Origin of the sequence: Haloarcula vallismortis ATCC 29715, assembly GCF_000337775.1 — an archaeon.
In the GTDB taxonomy this organism is placed as follows: Archaea; Halobacteriota; Halobacteria; order Halobacteriales; family Haloarculaceae; genus Haloarcula; species Haloarcula vallismortis.
The window spans coordinates 83,328-102,562 of record NZ_AOLQ01000007.1 but is presented as its reverse complement, the minus strand read 5'-3'; the positions used below and the strand labels follow the sequence as shown (position 1 = coordinate 102,562).

Genomic DNA, 19,235 nt, shown 5'->3' with positions numbered 1-19,235 from the left:
ACGGCCGAAACCCGGCGTCGCCTCAGTCGTCGCTCATGACACCCTCCGCGACGGCCATGTCTTCGACCGTGGGGTCGTCCTCGGACGCCCGGAGGACGAACCGTTTGCGGATCAGGTCGGCCGCGTAGATGGCCGTCCCGAGGATGATGAGCGTGTCACCGGGCAGGCGCGCCCAGAACAGCGTCTGGACGAGCGGTTGGTTGTAGAACGCCACGCTCCGGGCCGCGGCGTAGCTCCCCGTGAACGCCGCCTCCAGCTGGAGGAAGCCAACGGGCAGGACGGAGACGAACACCATCAGCGCCAGCCCGACGTTCCAGCACCAGAACGCTGCCCGGAGCCAGGAACCATCCCAGCGCCCGGGTCTGATAGCGAGCTGGAGCATGTAGGTGACCATCCCCAGCGCGAGGAAGCCGAAGGCCCCGAACATCGCGGCGTGGGCGTGGCCGACCGTGAGGTAGGTACCGTGCTCGTAGTAGTTGATCAGCGGGAGGTTGATGAAGAAGCCGAGCACGCCGGCCCCGACGAAGTTCCAGACCCCGCTGGCGATGATGAACATGAACGGGAGCTTGTAGGGGAACCCGCCGGTTTCGGACATCGCCCGGTACTGGCCCAGCGCCTCGTAGAGGATGAACACCAGCGGAAGCAACTCAAGCGTCGAGAACACGCTCCCGATTGGGACCCACATGTCGGGCATGCCGACCCACCAGTAGTGGTGGGAGACGCCGATGACGCCGGTGGACATCACCAGCAACGCCTGGAGCATGACAGCCTTCTCGGCGCTGCGGCGGCTGAGCAGGTTCATCGACACCAGCGTCAGCCCGATGATGGCGACGATGAAGAACTCGAAGGCGCCTTCGACCCACATGTGGACGACCCACCAGCGCCAGAACTCCGTGACGGCGATGTTGGTCTCGGGGGTGAAGAAGAACCCGGCGGTGAACAGCAGGGCGATGGAGCCGCCGGCGTAGAGGATCATGTGTGCGAGGCCGAACACCGGCTCGCGGTCCAGCAGCGGCTTCAGACCCCGGATCGAGAGGACGGCCCACAGGCCGAAGCCGACGAGCAGTCCGACCTGCCAGAGCTTCCCGACTTCGAGATACTCCAGCCCCTCGTTGCCGACGACCCACCAGAGGTCGCCGAAGTAGCCGTGGGAGCCGAGCCAGATGCCGCCGAGGCCGCCCACGGTGACGACGACGATGGCCCCGAGCAGAATGTTGATGTACGTCGACTGGCGTTTCGGCTCGTGGCCGGTCAAAAGCGGCGGGAGGAACAGTCCCGCACCGAGCCACGTCGCGGCAATCCAGAGGATGCCCAGATCGATGTGCCAGGTCTTCGCCATGGCGAAGGGCAGTAGCTGGAGGATGTGGACGCCGAATATCTCCTCGATGCCGAAGAAGCCGGCCCGCTCGATGTAGAAGTGGGCGAGCAACCCACCGAGCAGCACCTGCGCGAGGAACAACCCGGCGGCGACCGGGATGAACCGCAGGGCGGCCCGTTGACTGGGGAAGATGCTCACGTCGCCCGGGTCGGGCACCGAGAGGCCGTCTGCGGAGGGTTCTGGGAGGCTGACAGACTGGTACAGCCAGATGCCGCCACCGGCGGCGGCGACGAGGAGGACCATCGCGATGACGCTCCAGGTCATCGCCGCGCCGGTCGCGTCGTTACCCGCGGCAGGCTCGTATGGCCAGTCGTTCGTGTAGGAGTGCTCCCCGTCCGGGCGGTCGGTGTGGGAGAACCACGCCGTCCACAGCGCGAAGTCGGCGAACTGCCGGGCGTCAGCCTCAGAATCAATCATCTCTTCGGGGACGCCGCGCTCGTGGCTCCCCTCGTGGTACCGCTCGACGTACTCCTGGCGGACCTGCTGGTGGGCGTATAGCTCGGCGGCGGAGTACTCGATGTTCCCGCCCTCGTACTCCCCACTGAGGTCCTGTTTCACGTCATCGTCGACGGCGGCCTGCTCGGCCGTCGACAGCGAGTCGTACTCGGTCCCGTAGCGCTCCTCGGCGTAGTAGGTCCGCATATGCTGGGTTTTCAACTCCAGCGAGTCGGCGGTGTAGTCCGCGCCGTAGTACGCGCCGTTGCCGAGAATCGACCCGTGGTTCATCAGCCCGTTCTTCTGGAACGTCTTTTTGCCGTCACGGATGTCCTCACCCGTGATGACCGTCTCACCGTCGGGTCCGACGACCTCCTCGGGGATGGGTGGCGCTTCCTGGTAGGCCACCCACGCGCCGGCCCCCATGACGACGAGGTTGAAGACGAACGCGGCGGCGATCACCTTCGCGATTGTTTTGCGTTTGAGTTCCATGTGGTTGGAACTCCAGTATCCCAAAATAAGAAGGGGTAAAGACGTTCTCAGTCGCTGGCGATGCGAGGGAACATGTTCGCCCTGATAGGGACCAGTGGTCTCCTGTCCCCGGATTCGACGTGGTACATGGCGGGGTATCACAAGGTAGATTACTATCTGCCCCTCTCACTCTGGTATGCGCCGTCGCCACTTCGTCCAGACGCTCGGAGTGTCTGCACTGGTCGGGAGCGCGGGCTGTACCGAGCAGTCTGACGACACGACATCGGCCTTCGAAGTGTCGAGCCCCGCGTTCAGTTCCGGGGACGCGCTTCCGGCCCGGTTCACCTGTGACGGCGAGGGCGTATCGCCACCGTTTGTCATTGAGCGTGTTCCGGAGCCAACGGTAGCACTTGCCGTGACAGCCGAGTACGACGGTGGCGTGTTCAGTCAGCCCGTGTTCTGGACGCTGTGGAACGTCCCGCCGGAGACAGAGCGGATTCCAGCCGGCCTCCCTCGTGAACCGACCCTCGATACGCTCGGCGGCGCTCGACAGGGAACACAGCCCGCCAACGAACCGGGGTATGAACCGCCGTGTCCACCGGCTGGACAGGCCTACGAACACCGGTTTCAGGTGTACGCACTCGGCGAGGAGCTCTCTATCGAGGGTGGAACCGAGCAGGAAGCGGCGGCAGAAACCATCGCGAACGCGCTCATCGCAAGCACCCGTCTCACTGTTGATTACACTCGCCCGGCTGGGACTGACAGCTAACGAGTGAGGCCTCTGCACACGCGAATCCAGTACACCGTCTGAACGACTGCCTATTTGCTGCTGTCCGCTGATCGAACCTTCTGAAGGATACCGCTCGCTGTGACTGTCCAGTTCGTCGTGTGTGAGACACCGCTACTTGTGACAATGTTTCACAATACCATTAAACCTATATACTGCTGTGTTATACCATATCATGTATGGCGTCCGCACCGAGTAGTGACGATATGTTCGACGAGTTCCTCTCCCAGCGTGGCCACGACGTGGACCAGAGTGGTTGGGAAGAGAGCTATAACAAGAAGCAGTGCCCTGATTGCGGCGGTCTTCACGAGTCGACAGCGGCACAGTGCTCGGTGTGTGGCTGGACACCGGTACGGTAAGGATACTCCGGTTTTCGGTCTTTCACCTGACTCCATAGCGGTAGTACCGGCAAGCAGAGCCGACAGTTCGCTCTCCGACAGGATGTGTCACTCTGTCTCTTGAGACAGCAACAGCCCAGACAGTCCGACCTGCGTCACGTTGTGCACAAAGGAAGTGGGGGAGTCTGTGCGTGGCCAGCCGACGGTTGGGGGGTGATGTGTCGGCAGGCCGACCGGTTCGTAGCCGACAATTGGGGGGTGGTGTGTCGGCGGACTGACCGGCTTGTGGTGGTTACAGCGCATCGAGCGACGCATGGAGGAACAGCCCGACCGCGAGATGTTGGTACGCCGACGTTGCGATCTGCTCTCTTGCAGCCGCATCGTCCGCGATTCCGTACTGTTTCGTCTGAACGAGTTCGTGCATCTGGAGCGTGCCATCCGCTTCTAACTCGTGCAGCCGGGGGTACACTGTCCCCGGACTCAGTTTGGCGCCGAACTGGGTTTCCAGCTCCTCCATCAGTCCGGTCCCGTGGGTACCACCATCGGCGACTGCGATCATCGCCAGTAGAATCTCTTCCAGACTCTGTGTGACCAGGCCGTCATCAACCGCGGTCTCGCCGTTGACGACGTCGTCAATGACCGGGTCCAACACCGACTCCGTGATGGCGTCACGACTGGGTGGGTCATGCGATTCTGGGCACTCTGCATCGCCGAGAGGGGTCACTCGCTCATCGGCGCTCTGGCCCTGCATCTTGCCCGTCGTCACGCGACGGAGGTTGTCTCCGGACATCGTCTCACCTGAACGCAATCCGCAGTGACTGCTACAGGGGCTGTCATGATATAAACGGGGCAGTGTTTTCTGAGCGTGAAACCACCACAGTGCTCGAAAACGCTTATATAATATGACGCGAATCTTGGTGTAGTGGCTGAGGAACAGAGCATCGAGGAGATTCTCGATACGATTGGCGACCAGCACGCACGCCGTGTACTCGCCGCGATCAGTCGAGAACCGCAGTCGGCGAAGGAACTCGCGGAGGAGTGTGACCTCTCATTGCCGACGGTGTATCGACGTATCGAACTGCTCGACGAGTACGACCTCGTCACCGACCGGACACTCGTCGCCGAGGACGGGAACCACTACAAGGTGTACGAGTCCAACTTCGAGTCGACGGTCATCTCGCTCGAAGACGAGGAGTACAAAGTACGCATCTATCGGGAGGAGAACCTCCCGGACCGGTTCAGTCAGCTCTGGGACGAGCTGAACCCGGAATGAGTTTGCCGACCAGTGAACGGGTGACAGCATGACGACCGGTGTGGCTATCGCACGCAGCGCGCTCATCCTGATGCGGATGGTGGTGTTCGGGCTGACACTTGGTATCACGCTGATTAGCTTTCAGGCCTATCGGAAACGGCCGTCGGAACGCCTCCAGTACGCGTTCGTCGGCTTTGCGTTCATCAGTATGGGTGTCGCTATCTCCAGCGTTATCACACAACTGAGCGCCGGCGAGACTGGTGCCATCGTTCGCGTGTTCTTCCAGATGGCAGAGACGATCCCCTTTATCATCGGGTTCGCGATGCTGTACGTGTCGCTGTACAGATGAGAAATCCGCTCAGGTGGACCTGTCAGTTGTTGTCCCCGTAAAGCACGTTGTTTATTTGGCCGCGGTTCCACTACATGTTCAATGACTGATTCGACCACCGAGGTTGTCCGCCTGTTCGGTGGGCCCGGTAGCGGGAAGACGACGGCGCTGCTCGACCGTGTGGACGAACTGCTGGAAGACGACGACGTGGACTTCCGTGACGTACTTGTTGTCTCGTACACGCGTGCGGCGGCCGCCGAGATCCGTGAGCGGCTCGCGGACCGACTCGGCCTGTCTCCTCGTGCCCTCCGCGGGAACGTCTGTACGATGCACGCGAAGGCGTACGAACTGCTGAACCTCTCCCGTGGCGATGTCGTCGGCGAGGACGACAAGGAGGCCTTCTGCGAGGAGTTCGGCATCGACTACGAGGACGAGTACGAGGGCTCGCGTCGCCGCTCTGCCCGCTCGACGACCCTCGGGAACAAGATTATCGCAACGAGCCAGTGGCTCCAGCGGACCCGCCGCGACGTGGCCGACTGGTACGATGTCCCGTTCAAGTGGGACGACGAGGAGGTCCGACTGCCGCCGGAAATCGATGACAACGCCCAGACCGGCAACAAGTACACGCCGACCTGGCCGACCGACGACGACCGCGTTGACGTGCCCGCGGCCATCCGCGGCTGGCGGAGTTACAAGGGCGAGAACGACCTGACTGGTTTCGCAGACATGCTCGAACGCGTGGCCCAGCGCTCGCTGCTCCCCAACGTCGATTACCTCATCATCGACGAGTTTCAGGACATCACGACGCTGCAGTACGACGTCTATGACGAGTGGAAGCCCCACATGGAGCGGGTGCTCATCGCCGGCGACGACGACCAGGTCGTCTACGCCTGGCAGGGCGCAGACCCGGACCTCCTGCTTGAGGAAGTCGTCACTCAGGACGAGGTCCTGCCCAACTCCTACCGGCTCCCCTCGCGCATCCTGAACGTCGTCAACCGCGAGGTGCGCCACATCGAGAAGCGCCAGGAGAAAGACCTCAATCCGCGCAAGGAGGGCGGCCGCGTCGAGGCGGTCCAGAACCCCTCGATGTTCGACCTCTCCCGGAACGTCACGCGGACCATCGAGCAGTCCGACGAGACGGTGATGGTGCTGTTCCGGGCCCGGTACCAGATGTTCCAGTTCATCGACGAGTTCATCGACAACGGGATTCCCTTCTCCTGTCTCACCGACCAGCGGATGTGGACCGACCGGCTCACCCAGTACGTCAACGGGCTCGAAGCCGTCGAGGCCGACGAGCCGCTCACGGTGCTGGAGGCCCGTCGCCTTGCCGACATGCTTGTCGACTCAGCCTTCGGGACCGGCGAGCGCGACGACCTCTTCGACGCGCTCGAAGAAATCGACGAGTCCCACGAAGACGAGGACATCGCCGACATCGAAATCGAACCCGATGTGGTCCGGGAGCACGTTCCGTTCCTTCCTGACGCGGCCTCCGCCGGTGATATGCTCCGGAAAGTCACCAACTTCCAGGAGCGGACCGTCGACGCCTACTTCACCGGCGACTACACCGGGATGGACGCCGACCGGGTCCGCGTCGGGACCATCCACTCCGCCAAAGGTCGCGAGGCCGACCACGTGTTCGTTGCGACCGACCTCACCGAGAAGGTCGTCGAGCAGATGGCCGCGACCGTCGACCAGCAGGGCATCGAGGTGCCCGGTATGGACGAGTTCACCAAACACACCAGCCCCGTGCCGACGCTGACCGACAACGAACGGCGCGTGTTCTACGTCGGGATGTCCCGGGCCCGCGAGCGACTCGTCCTGCTCGAGAATCTCGTCGACGGCGCGCCGACGCTTCCTATCGACGTGTTGCTGGAAAACGAGCCGAGTGACCGCTCCATCGAACAACTGCTTGACGACGCCAGCGAGACAATCGCAGCCGACTGATACCGCCGATTTCCTTACTCGTCGATGGTCCCTCCCTCTAGATAGTACCTTGTCTTGTCACGCGTCGACTGGGCGATCTTGGTAAACGTGACAATGCGCTGTTTGCCGTCGATTTCGTCGTGCTCGACGCGGAGTTCCAGCCCCTGGTCGCGGAAGTACGACAGCAGGTTGTCAAGCACCTTCGGGTCGCCGCGGACAGTGTGTGTCTCCCCGACTGGGTCGCCTGCTTCCACTGCCCGTATCGTTTCGACCGCCGGTTCGAGGATCGCCTCGCCCAACTCCTGTGCTCGCTCGCGGACGCACTCCGGCGGTTCGTCGCGTTCGACGGCCTGAAACGCCTCCCGGATGACACGCGTGAAGACGAAGTCTCGCCCGTAGTCGAAGGGCAGTTCGAACGCGTGTTCGAGGTCGGCTCGGTGGATGGCGCTCGTCGTATACTTCAGCGCCGTCTCTCCGTCTGTCGATTTCAGGACCACCCCCTCCCGGCCACGGGCGTTCAGGTCGTCGATGCGCTCGCGGGCGGCGTCGACGGCCGCCGCCGGAGTGAAGCTTCCGTAGTGGTCGACGCTGTCGAGGCCGTAGGTCGCACACTGGTCGAGCCGCCGCTCAACGCCCATCGGCGTCCCGCTTTCGCGATGGCGGATCCCGAACACGTAGAACCCGATCTCATCGATTTCGCTGTAATCGTGGTCGGTGTAGGGGTTCTCTGGCCCGACGAGCTCACCGCACAACATCTGCTCTGGGTGGTCGTCAAAAAACGCCTCGGCGTCCAGTAACGCTTCGACTTTCCGCGTGGTGTAGGGACAGACGAACCCGCTCCGGGTGAACGCGAGGAGGTCCCCATCGATTCGCGCGACCCTGACGTTGTAGCCGTTGAGTTTCTCCTCGATGGCGACGGGACCGTCGAAGGTCTCCCGGACCGCCGGTTCGAGGACGAGCGCGCGCGGCATCGACGGGTAGCCCCGGACAACCACGTCACCGATCAGCGCCGTCCCGCGTTCGATGCCGTGGCGCTCGTCGCTGAGATGGTGGTACCGCTGGCCGCGGAACCACTCGGTGTCGAAGTGTTCCAGCAGGTCCTCGGGGTCGGTGTCGACGTCGAACAGCGACCCCCAGTCTCTCGACATACGTGGTTCTTGTTGACATGTGACTAAAATACTGCTGGCGCGTCTCGCCCGGCGGGACTCGCCAGAGAGCCTTAGTTACCGGCTGCCGAAGCACCGCTATGGTCGACCGCCCGCTCAAGCAACGGTTCGTCCTCGACACGTCGCTGTTTCTCACCCCCGAAATCAGAAGCAGCGACGAGGACCTGGAGGCGGCCTGTCTGGAACTGCTCGACCTCATCTCGGAGGCGAAACTGGTCCACAACATCTCCTGTTACATGCCGCCGTCGATCAAGTCGGAACTGACGGCGATGCTCGAAGACCGGGCTATCAGCGACGAGGTGCTGACGAAACTGGACACGTGGGTCATCACGAAGTCCCCGGCCCACCACGAGGTGCGGATTCCGGCGGATCTCGTGTACGAGTTCATCGACGAGATGTCAGAGCGGGTCGACCGCGGCCTCCGCGTCTCGGAGAAGGCCGTCCGGAAGGCCGAGGAGTCCCGGGCCGACACGGTCGAGGAACACGACCACATGACCGAGGTAGACAAGGTCATCTCGGACCTGCGCGACGAGTACCGGGACACGCTCCGGCAGGGCGTGCTCGACTCCCGCGAGGACTTCGACCTCTTGATCCTCGCACAGGAACTGGACGCCGGCGTCGTCACGGAGGATCGGGGCATCATCAACTGGGCGGAGGACTTCGGACTGCGATATCTCAAGGGCCGGAACTTCCCCCCGCTGCTCAGGGAGTATCTCGCCGCCGACGACCCGGACCGCTGGCGCGACGAGCGCTAGTCGTCGTCGCCGCTGTCCGGTGGGTTCCCGCCGGGGAGCACGCCGCGCGCCCGTCCGGCGATTGCGCCGGGAATGTCCGTCGGGGAGGGCGCGACCCACTCGATGACCAGTAAGGCGGCGGCTAAGCCGAGAAAGACCACGCCGACCGCCGTCTGGCCGCGAGCGAGGTTGTCGACGCCGAGGAGGGTGACCCGCGCGGCGAGCACGACCGCGACCATCAGCTCGATTGTCCCGATGAGTCCCCGTGCCATCAGCCGTCGTAGGCGGCGACTAAACAAAAGCATCGCGCCTGCGTGACGACCGTCTACCGGTGTGAGGTGCACACGTTCAAGTCGTTGCCGTCTGAAAATCGCTGGTATGCAGGTCGGCATCGTCTCGGATACGCACGACAACGCGTCGAAGGTTGCAGCCGCAGTCGAGACGTTCACGGACGCGGGCTGTGAGACAGTCGTCCACTGCGGCGACTTCGTCGCGCCGTTCTCGGTGACGCCGTTCGACGGCGACTGGTCGTTTTATGCTGTTCGTGGCAACAACGACGGCGAGTGGGCGGTCCAGTCTACGGTTGACGACTTTGGCACGTACTTCGGCGAGATGGGCGAACTGACCGTCGACGGACACGCTATTGCGGTGTATCACGGGACCAGCGAGGAGATCGTCGATGCGCTGGTCGACTGTGGGACCTACGACTACGTGTTCCACGGGCACACGCACGAACGCGGGCACGAGAAGCGCGGGGACACGGTACGAATTAACCCCGGCGGTATTTCCATTCCACCGGCCCCCGGCCCGTTCTCTGTCGCGACGCTCTCGACGGACACCGGCGAAGTGGAATTCCACGAACTGGGGTAAAATTAGTCGTCTGCGTGGCTGTCGACGCGCTGTGGGCTGCCGTCGTGTTCGACGAGTCCGCGGCCGACACCGAGGGCTTCGTCGGTGCGTCGGATGCTCTTCTCGGCACTTGCGGTCCGCTCTGAGAGCGCGCGGACGGCGTCGATGTTCTCCGGCACGACATCGGCTTCCTGGTGGATCGCCTGGAACAGGTAGAGGTCTCGCCCCTCAACGGTGATGGATTCGGCCCAGATGCAGTTTTCCCACACGTCACCGCGTGGGCGACCGGCGTCGCGGGTGTACTCCTTGAGTTTGCCCGCGCCGTCGATACCGAGCGTCTCCGGGATGAGGAACAGCCGCGATTCGTCGGTCAGTAGCGACGTGACCTCCTCTGTCGTTGGCTTGCTTTCCAGCGTGACATTGACGCTGTGGGTGTGCATCTGCGTCGTCGGGACCTTCATCCCCATCGTGTCGATATCGAGGTCGGGAAAAATAGTCTGGACGTCAGGACCGTGGTGGGAGGGGATTTCGACGGGATCAGGAAGTGTGTCGTTGATCGGGCCGCGACCGGTCTGGCCCGGGTCGGCACCGCGCCGGACCAGTGTCACACGTGATTTTTCGACGCCGTATGTGTCCTTGAGCGGCGCGAGAAGGCGTGAAAGGCCTGTTGTATTACACGAGACGACGCGGGCCGTGTCCGCCCCGACCGCGTTCTCGTAGTTGGCGCGAGCATTGAAGCTCACGTCTGCCACATCGGCGTCTTCCCCACCCTGGAAGATGGCCGGCGTGTCGTGTTCAGCGTACAGCGACGCGTTGGCCGCGCCGACGCCACTTGGCGTAGTATCGACGACCACGTCGCTCGTTTCAATGAGGTCATGGACCGTCCCAGCCGTTGCGAGATCGGCTTCATCGAACGGTTCGCGGCCGTCCGCGGCATAGAGGTCGTAGCCGCGGTCGTCTGCGATAGTTGCCTCGAAGTTCGGCGAGCGCTTTGCGACGCCCGCAACTGTCATATCTGGCTGGACACGTACCGCGTCAGCGACGCGTTTCCCGATGGTGCCGAAGCCGTTGATGCCCACGTGGAGCATACACGTCCATACCTCCGGGGAGAGTATATTCTTTGTGATTAATATTCGGAGAAATTAACTCAGATCGTTGTACCACTGGCGATTGTGAACTTTTAGCATAATCTCGTCGAAAACACTTCGCCGTGGCGTGTTTCGACGCATCATACCGGCTGTCTACCAAGAGTTATTCAGCCGGAGTACGCAGTCAGTTGTATGGACAACTCGTCGCTTCGCGCGCCCGCGGAGACCGCTGTCAGACAGTGCCTGAACCTCCAGCCCGACGAATCGTGTGCGGTTGTCACTGATGACCAGCGGAAATCAATCGGCGAGGCGCTGTATCGCGTCGCCGCGGAGATTACTGACGACTCGGTTTTCGTGCGCTATCCGCCGGGCGAGCAACACGGTGCGGAACCGCCCGCGCCGGTCGCTGGCGCGATGGAAACTGCCGACGTCGTGCTCGCACCGACGACAAAGAGCCTGAGCCACACCCAGGCCCGGACCGACGCTAACGACGCCGGTGCTCGCGTCGCGACCCTGCCCGGCATCAGCGAAGGCGTGTTCCTGATGGGATTAGACGCCGACTACCACCGCATCGAACAGCACTGTGAGGACGTACTGGCACAGGTCGAAGACGCCGAAGAAATCCGGGTCACGTCGCCACAGGGGACCGACATTACGTTCGGTATCGGTGCCCGCGAGTGGCACATGGACACTGGCATCGTCCACGAGGCGGGCACGATGTCGAACCTCCCCGCCGGCGAGGTGTTCCTCGCTCCGGAGACGGCCGACGGCACGTTCGTCGTCGACGGAACGATGCGCCCCCACGGAAAACTCGACGGTAAGCGACTCACTTTCGAGGTCGAGGACGGCTACGTCACAGATATCGACGACCCCGACATCCGCGCGCAGGTCGAGGACGCCGCTGAAGAGGTCGGCCGAGACGCGTACAATCTCGCAGAGCTGGGCATCGGCACGAACGTCGCTGTGACTGAACTGGTCGGATCCGTTCTCTTAGACGAGAAGGCCGGTGGCACTGTCCACATCGCTATCGGCGACGACCACGCGATGGGCGGCGATGTCCACGCCCCGATCCATCTGGACGGGATTCTGACGGAACCGACCGTGTATGCGGATGGGGAGGTCGTAGACCTCCCGAAGCCGAGCGGTGAGTGAAATGAACCGCGAGGCAGGCGAAGAAGTAACGCTTCCTCGCGTTGAGTGAGCAGCCCGCTCCGGGCCGCGAACAGCGAGGGGCCAGACTGTGACGGTGGCCAGCGCCGTCAGGGCGATGATGCAGCCGCTGGCTATCCCGGCGTGGTTCTGCCGGGGACCATACCCGACGGTCTGGTCGGCGGTTCAATAAGTTCTGTGTGACCGTGCGAGACAGAACCACGAGCAGCGCCGTGGCGACGACCATTTACGGGAGCGCAGTCAACGGCTGCATATGACAGACGCTACACCGGGCGACCGCATCGCCCTCCCGTGTCCGGCCTGTTCGCCGGACCTGGAAACGGTTCACGAGGTGCTGAAGCCGGGCGGCCACGTGACGATTCGCTGTACGGACTGTGACCACGTCCACAAGGAACAACTGCCGGAGGCGGAGACGCTGGAGCGGAGCGTCGTCGTCTCGCAGGATGGTGACTCCTTCACCGCAGAGGTTGATGTCCCGGCCGAGGAAGAACTGTCCGTCGGCGAGGAGTTCCTGCTGGAGACCGAAGAGGCCGTTGTGACCGCCCGTATCACCAGTTTAGAGACTTCGGACGGCCGCGAAGACGAGGCGGCCGCCGAGGACGTCGAGACCATCTGGTCCCGGGCCGTCGGCAACGTCTCGGTCAACGTCACGATGCACCCGAAAGACGGGACTCATGACGAGACTGAGAGCTTCAAGCTCCACGTCCCGGGCGACTACGAGTTCGTCGTCGGCGAGACCGAGGAGTTCGGCGAGGAGGAGTTCACCGTCGAGGGGATTCACGTCCGCGACGACGCCCACGGCTACGACCACGAGAACATGGACCACGACGGTGACATGGGTATCGCGAAAGATATCAACCGACTGTACGTCAGAGACGAGTCGACCACGGCATGGTCTGCGTGGTAGGATGGCAGACTGGGACCGGCAACGGTCGCGGCTGTCTGACCGTCTCCGAGAGCGGGTCGTCGACGAGCACGTTCTCGCGGCGATAGCGTCGGTTCCACGCCACCGGTTCGTCCCGGAAGACAAGCGACACGCTGCCTACGCCGACCGCCCGCTCCCAATCGGGTCGGGCCAGACCATTTCTGCGCCGCATATGGTCGCAATCATGGCTGCGTTGCTTGACCTGTCTCCGGGCGACCGGGTGCTCGAAATCGGGACCGGCTGTGGCTACCACGCGGCGGTGACCGCTGAACTGGTCGGCCCCGAGAACGTCTACAGCGTGGAGTACCACGCGTCGCTGGCCGACGAGACACGGGAGACGCTATATGCGACCGGTTACGGCGGCGTTTCGGTTCGAGCTGGCGACGGCAAGCAGGGGTGGTCCGAACACGCGCCCTACGACCGGACGTATCTGACCTGTGCCGCGCCGGACTTCCCCACCTTACTCGTCGAACAGACCCGCGTCGGTGGCGTTCTGCTGGCTCCAATTGACGACGGACAACAGCGTCTTATCCGGGCGGAGAAACAGGCCGACGGCACGCTCGACAGCGAGGACCACGGTGGGGTTCGATTCGTTCCGCTCCAGTAGCGTTTTCGACAGACATGGCCGTTGTCGCGCCATTGATATAGCTCTGGCCGAATATAGTGGTATGGACCCGGCGGTACTGCGAGACGACATGGTCGACAGCCTCCAACACGAGAGTAAGGGTGTCGTCCGGAGCGCGTGGCTGTCGACAGCGATGCGTGCCGTCCCCCGGGAGGCATTCGTCGGCGAGCAACAGGCCTACTCCGACCGCCCGTTTGAGCGCCTCGGAACGCGCGTACTCTCGCCCAGTACCGCCGGCCGGGTGCTCGAAGCCCTGTCACCCGCAGAAGACGACGATGTGCTCGTGGTCGGCGCTGGCGTCGGCTACACGGCCGCGGTGCTGGCAGAACACGTCGGTGCAGCGAACGTTCATGCGATAGATATCACGCGCCGCCTCGTTATTGAAGCGCGGCAAAATCTGGCAGAAGCAGGCTACGACGCCGTCCTCGTCGACCGCCGCGACGGGGCTGACGGACTCCCCGAATACGCACCGTATGACCGGATTCTTCTGGAAGCCGCTGCAATTGACCCGCCCAGAGCGCTCCTCCAGCAGTTGACCGAGGACGGCCGGCTCGTGATGCCGCTGGGAACCGGCGAACAGTCACTGGCTGTCGTCGAGGCCGACGGGTCGATCAAGCGACATGGGACCGTCGCATTCCAGCCGATGCTCGTCGAGGGCGAGCAGGCCGACACCGTCGAGCGGAACCGGACCCACCGCGAGGACCGCGAACGCGCCCGCCGGGCAGCACAGTCCCGCGCCGGCTGGGAGCGGGAGTGGATTGACTGGGACGGCTAGGGAGAGTCGACGACGAGCAGGTCGGTGTTCGAGCGAGCGTCCTCGTAGTTACTCCCCGCTGGTGGTTTCACTTCGAACGTGACAGTGCCGTCCTGTTGATTCGGGCCGAGCGACGGCGACAGCGAGAGGGTCGCGTTCCCTGCGCTACCTGTCTCGCCAGTCTTGACCGACGAGAGCGTTGCCGTCCCACTTTTAGCGACGACCGTCGCGCCGGAGACGGGTGATCCCTTCGAGTCGACGACAGTGACAACGATGTCCTGTGTCCCCGGATTAGCCACTTCTGGGTGTGGCTCAACATCGACCTCTGTCACCTGCAGCGTTTCGATTCCGGAGATAGTGCTCATCATCACGGAGAGACAGGCGACACCGACTACCAGCGCGATGACCAGACGAATCGGCAGTCCTTCGATCGCACGCTCGTCGCGCCACAGCGAATCTGACATGGACAGGTGTGGCTTCGAACTGGTACTTGAACTCTCGGATGAACGTTCAAGTACTGGAACGGGACAACCGCCGGCATGGTCGTTATCGGACGAGAGGAAGCGACGGGGGCAACGACACGGCTGGGCCACTATCGGGCCCGTGACGGAAGCCGCGGTGCCCCAGTCGACGTCGACGTTGACCGGCCACATATCGGTCTCGTCGTCGGCAAACGCGGGTCGGGGAAGACGTACACGCTCGGCGTCCTCGCCGAAGGGCTGCTTGCCGCCGAAGGGGTCGCCCCGGTTGTCGCCGACCCGATGGGGGCGTTCACGCCGCTCGAAACTGCGGATGTGCCTGCGACGGTCGTACATCCTCGCGTTCGCGCGGACGCGCTCGACCCGCGCCAGTGGTGTACGGTGCTCGGCCTCGACCCGGAACGAGGCGCAGGAGCGCTCGTGTGGCGAGCGGCGAGCGAGTGTGCGACCCTCGATGGGATGCGCTCGTGGGTAGCCGATGTGGATGCCGTTGCGAGTACCGCCCGCGCGGCATCGAACCACCTCGCGCTCGCCGCGTCATGGGACATCTTCGATGCTGCGGGTATCGAGACAGAAACGCTGTGCAGCGATAGCTTGACGGTGCTTGATATGTCGGGACTCGCTTCCCGACCAGCCGGCGCGGTTCTCGCCGCTGTCGCGACTGCGCTGTACGACGTTCGGATGGCCGAACAGACGTGCCGACTGCCGTGGTTCTTGATCGACGAAGCACACGCGTTTACCGACGGCGTCGCCCGGCGTCCGCTCCGCCGTCTCGTCACCCGCGGCCGCCAGCCCGGTGTGAGTTGTGTGCTGGCGACACAGCGACCCAGCGCGGTGCCGGCGACGACAGTCTCCCAGACCGACCTGCTCGTCGCCCACCGGCTGACGAGCACAGCTGACATTGACGCATTACACGCCGCCCATCCGACGTATCTCGACGGTGATTTCGCGGCCCGGCTACCGGAGACGACCGGTGACGCGCTCGTCGTCGACGACGGCACCGAATCTGTCCATCACGTAACCGTCCGCGAGCGGCGGACGCCCCACGGCGGCGAGACTCCGCGGGCAAGCGACATCGGAGCAGGCAGAGAGTAGGGCTGCCCTGCGGTGAGTTCTGGAAAATAACGACTCTCTGAGTCAAACGACCTGTACGACACCCCAGGCCAGCCCGATTCCAGCCAGCGCACAGGCTAGGTTCCCGACAGCGTTGCCCACAGCCAGCCCCGCGTAACCGTCTTCCCACAGCCGGACTGTCTCTACAGAAAACGAAGAAAACGTCGTGAACGATCCACACGCACCGACACCGACAAGCAACGCCGCGTCACCGGTCACACCAGCGAACGTCACCAGTCCCAAAACGAAGCTCCCGACAGTGTTCACTGTGAGCGTCCCAACCGGGAACCGTTCTCGCTGGACAGCCCCCGCCAGATAATGGCGACAGAGTGCGCCGATAGCGCCGCCGGTCCCGACCAGATGCGCCGGCTCGATAGCGACCATCAGCGGTCACCTCCGGCGAACAGCCGGACGACTTCACGGCCGACGAGGACGCCGGCAAACCCCAACGCGTAGCTCCCGACGACGTTCGCAACAGCCCACTCGGGCGTCAATACTGTTTCCACCGCGAACGTGCTGTAGGTAGTAAACGACGAGATGAAGCCGGTCGAGGCGGCCAGTTTCGTCTCGCTTGCCAGCGCACCGACCTGCAGCCCCTCGTACACGAGCACCCCGAGCGCGAAACTGCCGAGGACGTTGACCAGCAGCGTCCCCTGTACCCCCGGAAAAAAGAGGCCGACGAAGTACCGGAGATTCGAACCGGCAAAGCCCCCGAGAGCCACGAGAACGATAGTTTCGACCGTTACCAGTGGGTGAGTGTCTGCCATCCTTACTCTCCGAGTATCTCCGCCAGCCGTGCTTCACCGAGCGTGTCGACGAGCTGTGCGAGTTCGATAACCCGCTCTTCGCCCAGCATCTCGACGAGTTCACGGATTTCTGTCGGGTCGAACGTCCGCGCGACGTACCCGAGGTTCTCCACCATCTGCGTCGTCCGGTCGAGTGTCTCTTCATCGGGACGCAGTGTTAGCGGCCGGTTGGTGAACTTGCCGTTTTCGTTGAAATAGCAGAACCGTAGCTCGGCGGTGTCACTGTCGTCCGGGTCGACAATCTGTAAGACGCCGTGTCCACCGTCCCACTCGTCCAGTTCGACCTCAAGTAGCGTTTCGTAACGCGTCATACAGCCCGATTCTAATCACGCTGTCTTATAGATTGCCATATGATTATGGTTACAAGCGGGAAACATTGATATACACAACAAAACAGCAGTACTGACGAAACAGCCACTCTCTCCTTGTCAATAGCTCAGTCCCGGAATAATATTGGTACAGGTGTTATTCCGGACGCGGTTGTCGGCTTATCGACCATCTGCTGTATCCTCTCGTTTCGCGTCTCCCGTAGCGACCCACTGTAGGGCGTCAGTGGCTAAAATGGTTTTCGGCAATGAAATTATTTTTATATCCGCTCCGACTACAGCAGCCAATGCCAGAATCACAGCAAGAATCTAGTGTCGCCCATTTCGATGTCACCAATATCGGTGGGATCGACGAGACGACAGTCGATATTCCTCCGGGTGTGACAGTTCTAACGGGGAAAAACGCCACAAACCGGACGTCCTTTCTGCAATCTATTATGGCGGCGATGGGGAGTACACAGGCGACGCTGAAAGGCGATGCTGACGAGGGAAGCGTTGCCCTCACGTACGGAGAACAGGTGTACGAACGGACGCTCACACGGGCGGGAGACGCTGTGCAGTTCGACGGCGACGGATACCTTGCTGATCCCGAGGTCGCCGACCTGTTCGCGTTCCTCCTCGAAACCAACGAAGCGCGTCGGTCAGTGGCCCGCGGCGACGATCTCCGCGAAATCATCATGCGGCCAGTCGACATCGACGCCATCCGTTCGGAGGTCGAGCGGCTAGAAGCGGAGAAAAGCGACATCAACGACGAACTCGCCACGGTTGAGTCCCGCCAGCGTGACCTTCCGGACCTCGAACAGCGCCGGACCGAACTCCGCGAGCAGATCGAGGAGAAACGCGAGAAACTGGCCGAGCGCGAGGAGGAGATAGACAACAGCAGCCGGGATATCGAGGAGAGCCGTCAGGAGCAGGATGTCCTCGAAGAGAAGCTCGACGAACTTCGCTCGACACGGTCGGATCTCGAATCTGTCCGGCGGGACATCGAGGCACAGCAGGAGAGTATCTCCTCGCTGAAACGCGAACGGTCTGATCTCGAAGACGAACTCGACGAACTGCCGGAGACGCCGATGGGCGACCAGCAGCACCTCGAAGACGAAATCGCAACCCTGCGTGACCAGCGTCAGCGGCTGAACAGCGAGATATCCGACCTCCAGAGCCTGATCCAGTACAACGAGGAACGGCTCGAAGAGGAAGACTACGATGTCATCCAGTCCCTCGACGACGCGCCCGAGGGTTCAGACGCCGATGTCACGGAACAACTGCTCGAAGGTGAGGACGAGGAATCCGTCGTCTGCTGGACGTGTGGCTCGACGGTCGACCGCGAGCAGATCGAAGACACTGTTGACCGCCTGCAGGACCTCCGCCGGCAGAAAGTCGAGGATCTCAACGACATCAAGTCAGAACTTGACGATCTCAAGACCGACCAGCGCGAAGCCGAAAAGAAGCAGCGCCGTCGCGAGAACGTCGAACGGAAGATACGGGAGACCGAAACGGAGATCGAACGCCGCGAAGAGCAGATCTCCTCCCTGAAGAACCGGCGAGAGGAACTGACTGCAGACGTCGAGTCGCTGGAAGACGAGGTCGACAACCTCGAATCCGAGGATTTCGACGAGATCCTTGCGCTACACCGGGAGGCAAACCAGCTCGAGTTCGAGATTGACAGCCTGGAGTCCGACCTCGACGACGTGTCCGCCGAGATAGAGGAGATAGAGGAGATGGTCAATCGGGCCGACGACCTCCGTGACGAGCGTGACGCCCTCATCGAGGAACTCACTGACAAGCGGACGAAAATCGACCAGATCGAAGCCAACGCCGTCGACCAGTTCAACGAGCATATGGACGCCATCCTCGGCATCCTGGAGTACGAGAACCTCGAACGCATCTGGATCGAGCGCGTCGAGCAGACCGTCCGCGAGGGGCGACAGAAGGTCGACCGAACGGTGTTCGAACTCCACATCGTCCGGACCACGGAAAACGGCGCGGCCTACGAGGACACCATCGAGCACCTCAGCGAGAGCGAGCGCGAAGTGACGGGGCTCATCTTCGCACTGGCGGGCTATCTGGTCCACGACCTCCACGAGAGCGTTCCGTTCATGCTGCTTGACTCGCTGGAAGCCATCGACTCGGCGCGGATTGCCGAACTCGTCGAGTACTTTGCTGACTACGCCGAGCATCTCGTCGTCGCCCTCCTCCCGGAGGACGCGCAGGCGCTTGACGACGACTTCAACCGCATTACCTCGATCTAACCCCGTAGTCTTTTAGTTCCGGTTACCGTACGTGGGAGC

22 protein-coding genes are annotated in these 19,235 nt (G+C 62.7%); 13 read left to right on the top strand and 9 right to left on the bottom strand.

Going from position 1 to position 19,235, the window contains the following annotated elements; genetic code table 11:
• Positions 1-22 precede the first annotated feature (22 nt).
• Positions 23-2,305: a nitric-oxide reductase large subunit gene (locus C437_RS02695; RefSeq protein WP_004515337.1), complete on the bottom strand. Its 2,283-nt coding sequence runs from the start codon at positions 2,303-2,305 to the stop codon at positions 23-25.
• A 175-nt stretch (positions 2,306-2,480) separates the two neighbouring features.
• Between C437_RS02695 and C437_RS02690 the strand changes: the two genes are divergently transcribed.
• Positions 2,481-3,053 (top strand): YbhB/YbcL family Raf kinase inhibitor-like protein, encoded by a 573-nt coding sequence (locus tag C437_RS02690; RefSeq protein ID WP_004515336.1) that lies wholly within the window; start codon positions 2,481-2,483, stop codon positions 3,051-3,053.
• Between the two features lie 197 nt (positions 3,054-3,250).
• Complete coding sequence (locus C437_RS02685) at positions 3,251-3,430, top strand: HVO_0416 family zinc finger protein (RefSeq protein ID WP_004515335.1); 180 nt, start codon at positions 3,251-3,253, stop codon at positions 3,428-3,430.
• A gap of 271 nt (positions 3,431-3,701) precedes the next feature.
• Here C437_RS02685 and C437_RS02680 read toward each other — a convergent pair whose 3' ends face one another.
• On the bottom strand, positions 3,702-4,199 hold the full coding sequence (locus C437_RS02680) for a PadR family transcriptional regulator (protein WP_004515334.1): 498 nt from the start codon (positions 4,197-4,199) through the stop codon (positions 3,702-3,704).
• Positions 4,200-4,331: 132 nt separating this feature from the next.
• Between C437_RS02680 and C437_RS02675 the strand changes: the two genes are divergently transcribed.
• From C437_RS02675 to C437_RS02665, 3 genes are all read left to right on the top strand, one after another.
• Positions 4,332-4,682, top strand: coding sequence for an ArsR/SmtB family transcription factor (locus C437_RS02675; protein WP_004515333.1), 351 nt, complete (start codon positions 4,332-4,334; stop codon positions 4,680-4,682).
• A 28-nt stretch (positions 4,683-4,710) separates the two neighbouring features.
• Entirely contained in the window at positions 4,711-5,010 is a 300-nt protein-coding gene (locus C437_RS02670) for a DUF7521 family protein (protein ID WP_004515332.1), read from the top strand.
• Positions 5,011-5,091: 81 nt separating this feature from the next.
• Complete coding sequence (locus C437_RS02665) at positions 5,092-6,933, top strand: UvrD-helicase domain-containing protein (RefSeq protein ID WP_004515331.1); 1,842 nt, start codon at positions 5,092-5,094, stop codon at positions 6,931-6,933.
• Between the two features lie 14 nt (positions 6,934-6,947).
• Here the strand turns inward: C437_RS02665 and C437_RS02660 are convergent, their stop codons facing one another.
• A complete protein-coding gene (locus C437_RS02660; RefSeq protein WP_004515330.1) occupies positions 6,948-8,060 on the bottom strand; it encodes an RNA ligase in 1,113 nt (370 codons plus the stop codon).
• Between the two features lie 98 nt (positions 8,061-8,158).
• On the opposite strand from C437_RS02660, the gene C437_RS02655 reads away from it, so the two are divergent.
• On the top strand, positions 8,159-8,833 hold the full coding sequence (locus C437_RS02655) for an RNA ligase partner protein (protein ID WP_004515329.1): 675 nt from the start codon (positions 8,159-8,161) through the stop codon (positions 8,831-8,833).
• On the opposite strand, the gene C437_RS02650 is transcribed toward C437_RS02655, so the two are convergent.
• A complete protein-coding gene (locus C437_RS02650; protein WP_004515328.1) occupies positions 8,830-9,084 on the bottom strand; it encodes a DUF7533 family protein in 255 nt (84 codons plus the stop codon). The two genes, C437_RS02655 and C437_RS02650, sit on opposite strands and share 4 nt — an antisense overlap.
• Positions 9,085-9,190: 106 nt before the next feature.
• Here C437_RS02650 and C437_RS02645 point away from each other — a divergent pair, with 106 nt between their 5' ends.
• On the top strand, positions 9,191-9,682 hold the full coding sequence (locus C437_RS02645; protein WP_004515327.1) for a metallophosphoesterase: 492 nt from the start codon (positions 9,191-9,193) through the stop codon (positions 9,680-9,682).
• Positions 9,683-9,684: 2 nt separating this feature from the next.
• Here C437_RS02645 and C437_RS02640 read toward each other — a convergent pair whose 3' ends face one another.
• Positions 9,685-10,749 (bottom strand): type II glyceraldehyde-3-phosphate dehydrogenase, encoded by a 1,065-nt coding sequence (locus C437_RS02640; RefSeq protein WP_004515326.1) that lies wholly within the window; start codon positions 10,747-10,749, stop codon positions 9,685-9,687.
• Between the two features lie 192 nt (positions 10,750-10,941).
• Here C437_RS02640 and C437_RS02635 point away from each other — a divergent pair, with 192 nt between their 5' ends.
• From C437_RS02635 to C437_RS02620, 4 genes are all read left to right on the top strand, one after another.
• The gene (locus C437_RS02635; RefSeq protein WP_004515325.1) at positions 10,942-11,901 is read left to right on the top strand and encodes an aminopeptidase; all 960 of its coding nucleotides are present in this window, start codon (positions 10,942-10,944) and stop codon (positions 11,899-11,901) included.
• 271 nt (positions 11,902-12,172) lie between these two features.
• Positions 12,173-12,826 (top strand): HVO_0476 family zinc finger protein, encoded by a 654-nt coding sequence (locus C437_RS02630; RefSeq protein WP_004515324.1) that lies wholly within the window; start codon positions 12,173-12,175, stop codon positions 12,824-12,826.
• A gap of 1 nt (position 12,827) precedes the next feature.
• On the top strand, positions 12,828-13,451 hold the full coding sequence (locus C437_RS02625; RefSeq protein ID WP_004515323.1) for a protein-L-isoaspartate(D-aspartate) O-methyltransferase: 624 nt from the start codon (positions 12,828-12,830) through the stop codon (positions 13,449-13,451).
• 61 nt (positions 13,452-13,512) lie between these two features.
• Entirely contained in the window at positions 13,513-14,244 is a 732-nt protein-coding gene (locus C437_RS02620) for a protein-L-isoaspartate O-methyltransferase family protein (protein ID WP_004515322.1), read from the top strand.
• On the opposite strand, the gene C437_RS02615 is transcribed toward C437_RS02620, so the two are convergent.
• On the bottom strand, positions 14,241-14,687 hold the full coding sequence (locus tag C437_RS02615) for a DUF7382 domain-containing protein (RefSeq protein WP_004515321.1): 447 nt from the start codon (positions 14,685-14,687) through the stop codon (positions 14,241-14,243). The genes C437_RS02620 and C437_RS02615 overlap by 4 nt on opposite strands.
• 75 nt (positions 14,688-14,762) lie before the next feature.
• On the opposite strand from C437_RS02615, the gene C437_RS02610 reads away from it, so the two are divergent.
• Positions 14,763-15,797: an ATP-binding protein gene (locus tag C437_RS02610; protein ID WP_004515320.1), complete on the top strand. Its 1,035-nt coding sequence runs from the start codon at positions 14,763-14,765 to the stop codon at positions 15,795-15,797.
• Positions 15,798-15,839: 42 nt separating this feature from the next.
• On the opposite strand, the gene crcB is transcribed toward C437_RS02610, so the two are convergent.
• The 3 genes from crcB to C437_RS02595 are packed head-to-tail and all read right to left on the bottom strand — an operon-like array spanning position 15,840 to position 16,932.
• Positions 15,840-16,199, bottom strand: coding sequence for a fluoride efflux transporter CrcB (gene crcB, locus C437_RS02605; RefSeq protein WP_004515319.1), 360 nt, complete (start codon positions 16,197-16,199; stop codon positions 15,840-15,842).
• The gene (locus C437_RS02600) at positions 16,199-16,582 is read right to left on the bottom strand and encodes a fluoride efflux transporter FluC (protein ID WP_004515318.1); all 384 of its coding nucleotides are present in this window, start codon (positions 16,580-16,582) and stop codon (positions 16,199-16,201) included. Before C437_RS02600 ends, crcB begins: the two co-directional genes overlap by 1 nt.
• A gap of 2 nt (positions 16,583-16,584) precedes the next feature.
• Positions 16,585-16,932 carry a hypothetical protein gene (locus tag C437_RS02595; protein WP_004515317.1) on the bottom strand — a complete coding sequence of 116 codons (348 nt, stop codon included), beginning with the start codon at positions 16,930-16,932 and terminating at the stop codon, positions 16,585-16,587.
• Positions 16,933-17,234: 302 nt separating this feature from the next.
• Between C437_RS02595 and C437_RS02590 the strand changes: the two genes are divergently transcribed.
• Positions 17,235-19,196 carry an archaea-specific SMC-related protein gene (locus tag C437_RS02590; RefSeq protein ID WP_004515316.1) on the top strand — a complete coding sequence of 654 codons (1,962 nt, stop codon included), beginning with the start codon at positions 17,235-17,237 and terminating at the stop codon, positions 19,194-19,196.
• Positions 19,197-19,235 lie beyond the last annotated feature (39 nt).

What these genes read in the sequence shown, in the direction of transcription:
- C437_RS02695 (WP_004515337.1), bottom strand. Translation starts at nt 2,305, where the DNA reads ATGGAACTCAAACGCAAAACAATCGCGAAGGTGATCGCCGCCGCGTTC.
- C437_RS02690 (WP_004515336.1), top strand. Translation starts at nt 2,481, where the DNA reads ATGCGCCGTCGCCACTTCGTCCAGACGCTCGGAGTGTCTGCACTGGTC.
- C437_RS02685 (WP_004515335.1), top strand. Translation starts at nt 3,251, where the DNA reads ATGGCGTCCGCACCGAGTAGTGACGATATGTTCGACGAGTTCCTCTCC.
- C437_RS02680 (WP_004515334.1), bottom strand. Translation starts at nt 4,199, where the DNA reads ATGTCCGGAGACAACCTCCGTCGCGTGACGACGGGCAAGATGCAGGGC.
- C437_RS02670 (WP_004515332.1), top strand. Translation starts at nt 4,711, where the DNA reads ATGACGACCGGTGTGGCTATCGCACGCAGCGCGCTCATCCTGATGCGG.
- C437_RS02665 (WP_004515331.1), top strand. Translation starts at nt 5,092, where the DNA reads ATGACTGATTCGACCACCGAGGTTGTCCGCCTGTTCGGTGGGCCCGGT.
- C437_RS02660 (WP_004515330.1), bottom strand. Translation starts at nt 8,060, where the DNA reads ATGTCGAGAGACTGGGGGTCGCTGTTCGACGTCGACACCGACCCCGAG.
- C437_RS02655 (WP_004515329.1), top strand. Translation starts at nt 8,159, where the DNA reads ATGGTCGACCGCCCGCTCAAGCAACGGTTCGTCCTCGACACGTCGCTG.
- C437_RS02650 (WP_004515328.1), bottom strand. Translation starts at nt 9,084, where the DNA reads ATGGCACGGGGACTCATCGGGACAATCGAGCTGATGGTCGCGGTCGTG.
- C437_RS02645 (WP_004515327.1), top strand. Translation starts at nt 9,191, where the DNA reads ATGCAGGTCGGCATCGTCTCGGATACGCACGACAACGCGTCGAAGGTT.
- C437_RS02640 (WP_004515326.1), bottom strand. Translation starts at nt 10,749, where the DNA reads ATGCTCCACGTGGGCATCAACGGCTTCGGCACCATCGGGAAACGCGTC.
- C437_RS02635 (WP_004515325.1), top strand. Translation starts at nt 10,942, where the DNA reads ATGGACAACTCGTCGCTTCGCGCGCCCGCGGAGACCGCTGTCAGACAG.
- C437_RS02630 (WP_004515324.1), top strand. Translation starts at nt 12,173, where the DNA reads ATGACAGACGCTACACCGGGCGACCGCATCGCCCTCCCGTGTCCGGCC.
- C437_RS02625 (WP_004515323.1), top strand. Translation starts at nt 12,828, where the DNA reads ATGGCAGACTGGGACCGGCAACGGTCGCGGCTGTCTGACCGTCTCCGA.
- C437_RS02620 (WP_004515322.1), top strand. Translation starts at nt 13,513, where the DNA reads ATGGACCCGGCGGTACTGCGAGACGACATGGTCGACAGCCTCCAACAC.
- C437_RS02615 (WP_004515321.1), bottom strand. Translation starts at nt 14,687, where the DNA reads ATGTCAGATTCGCTGTGGCGCGACGAGCGTGCGATCGAAGGACTGCCG.
- C437_RS02610 (WP_004515320.1), top strand. Translation starts at nt 14,763, where the DNA reads ATGGTCGTTATCGGACGAGAGGAAGCGACGGGGGCAACGACACGGCTG.
- crcB (WP_004515319.1), bottom strand. Translation starts at nt 16,199, where the DNA reads ATGGTCGCTATCGAGCCGGCGCATCTGGTCGGGACCGGCGGCGCTATC.
- C437_RS02600 (WP_004515318.1), bottom strand. Translation starts at nt 16,582, where the DNA reads ATGGCAGACACTCACCCACTGGTAACGGTCGAAACTATCGTTCTCGTG.
- C437_RS02595 (WP_004515317.1), bottom strand. Translation starts at nt 16,932, where the DNA reads ATGACGCGTTACGAAACGCTACTTGAGGTCGAACTGGACGAGTGGGAC.
- C437_RS02590 (WP_004515316.1), top strand. Translation starts at nt 17,235, where the DNA reads ATGCCAGAATCACAGCAAGAATCTAGTGTCGCCCATTTCGATGTCACC.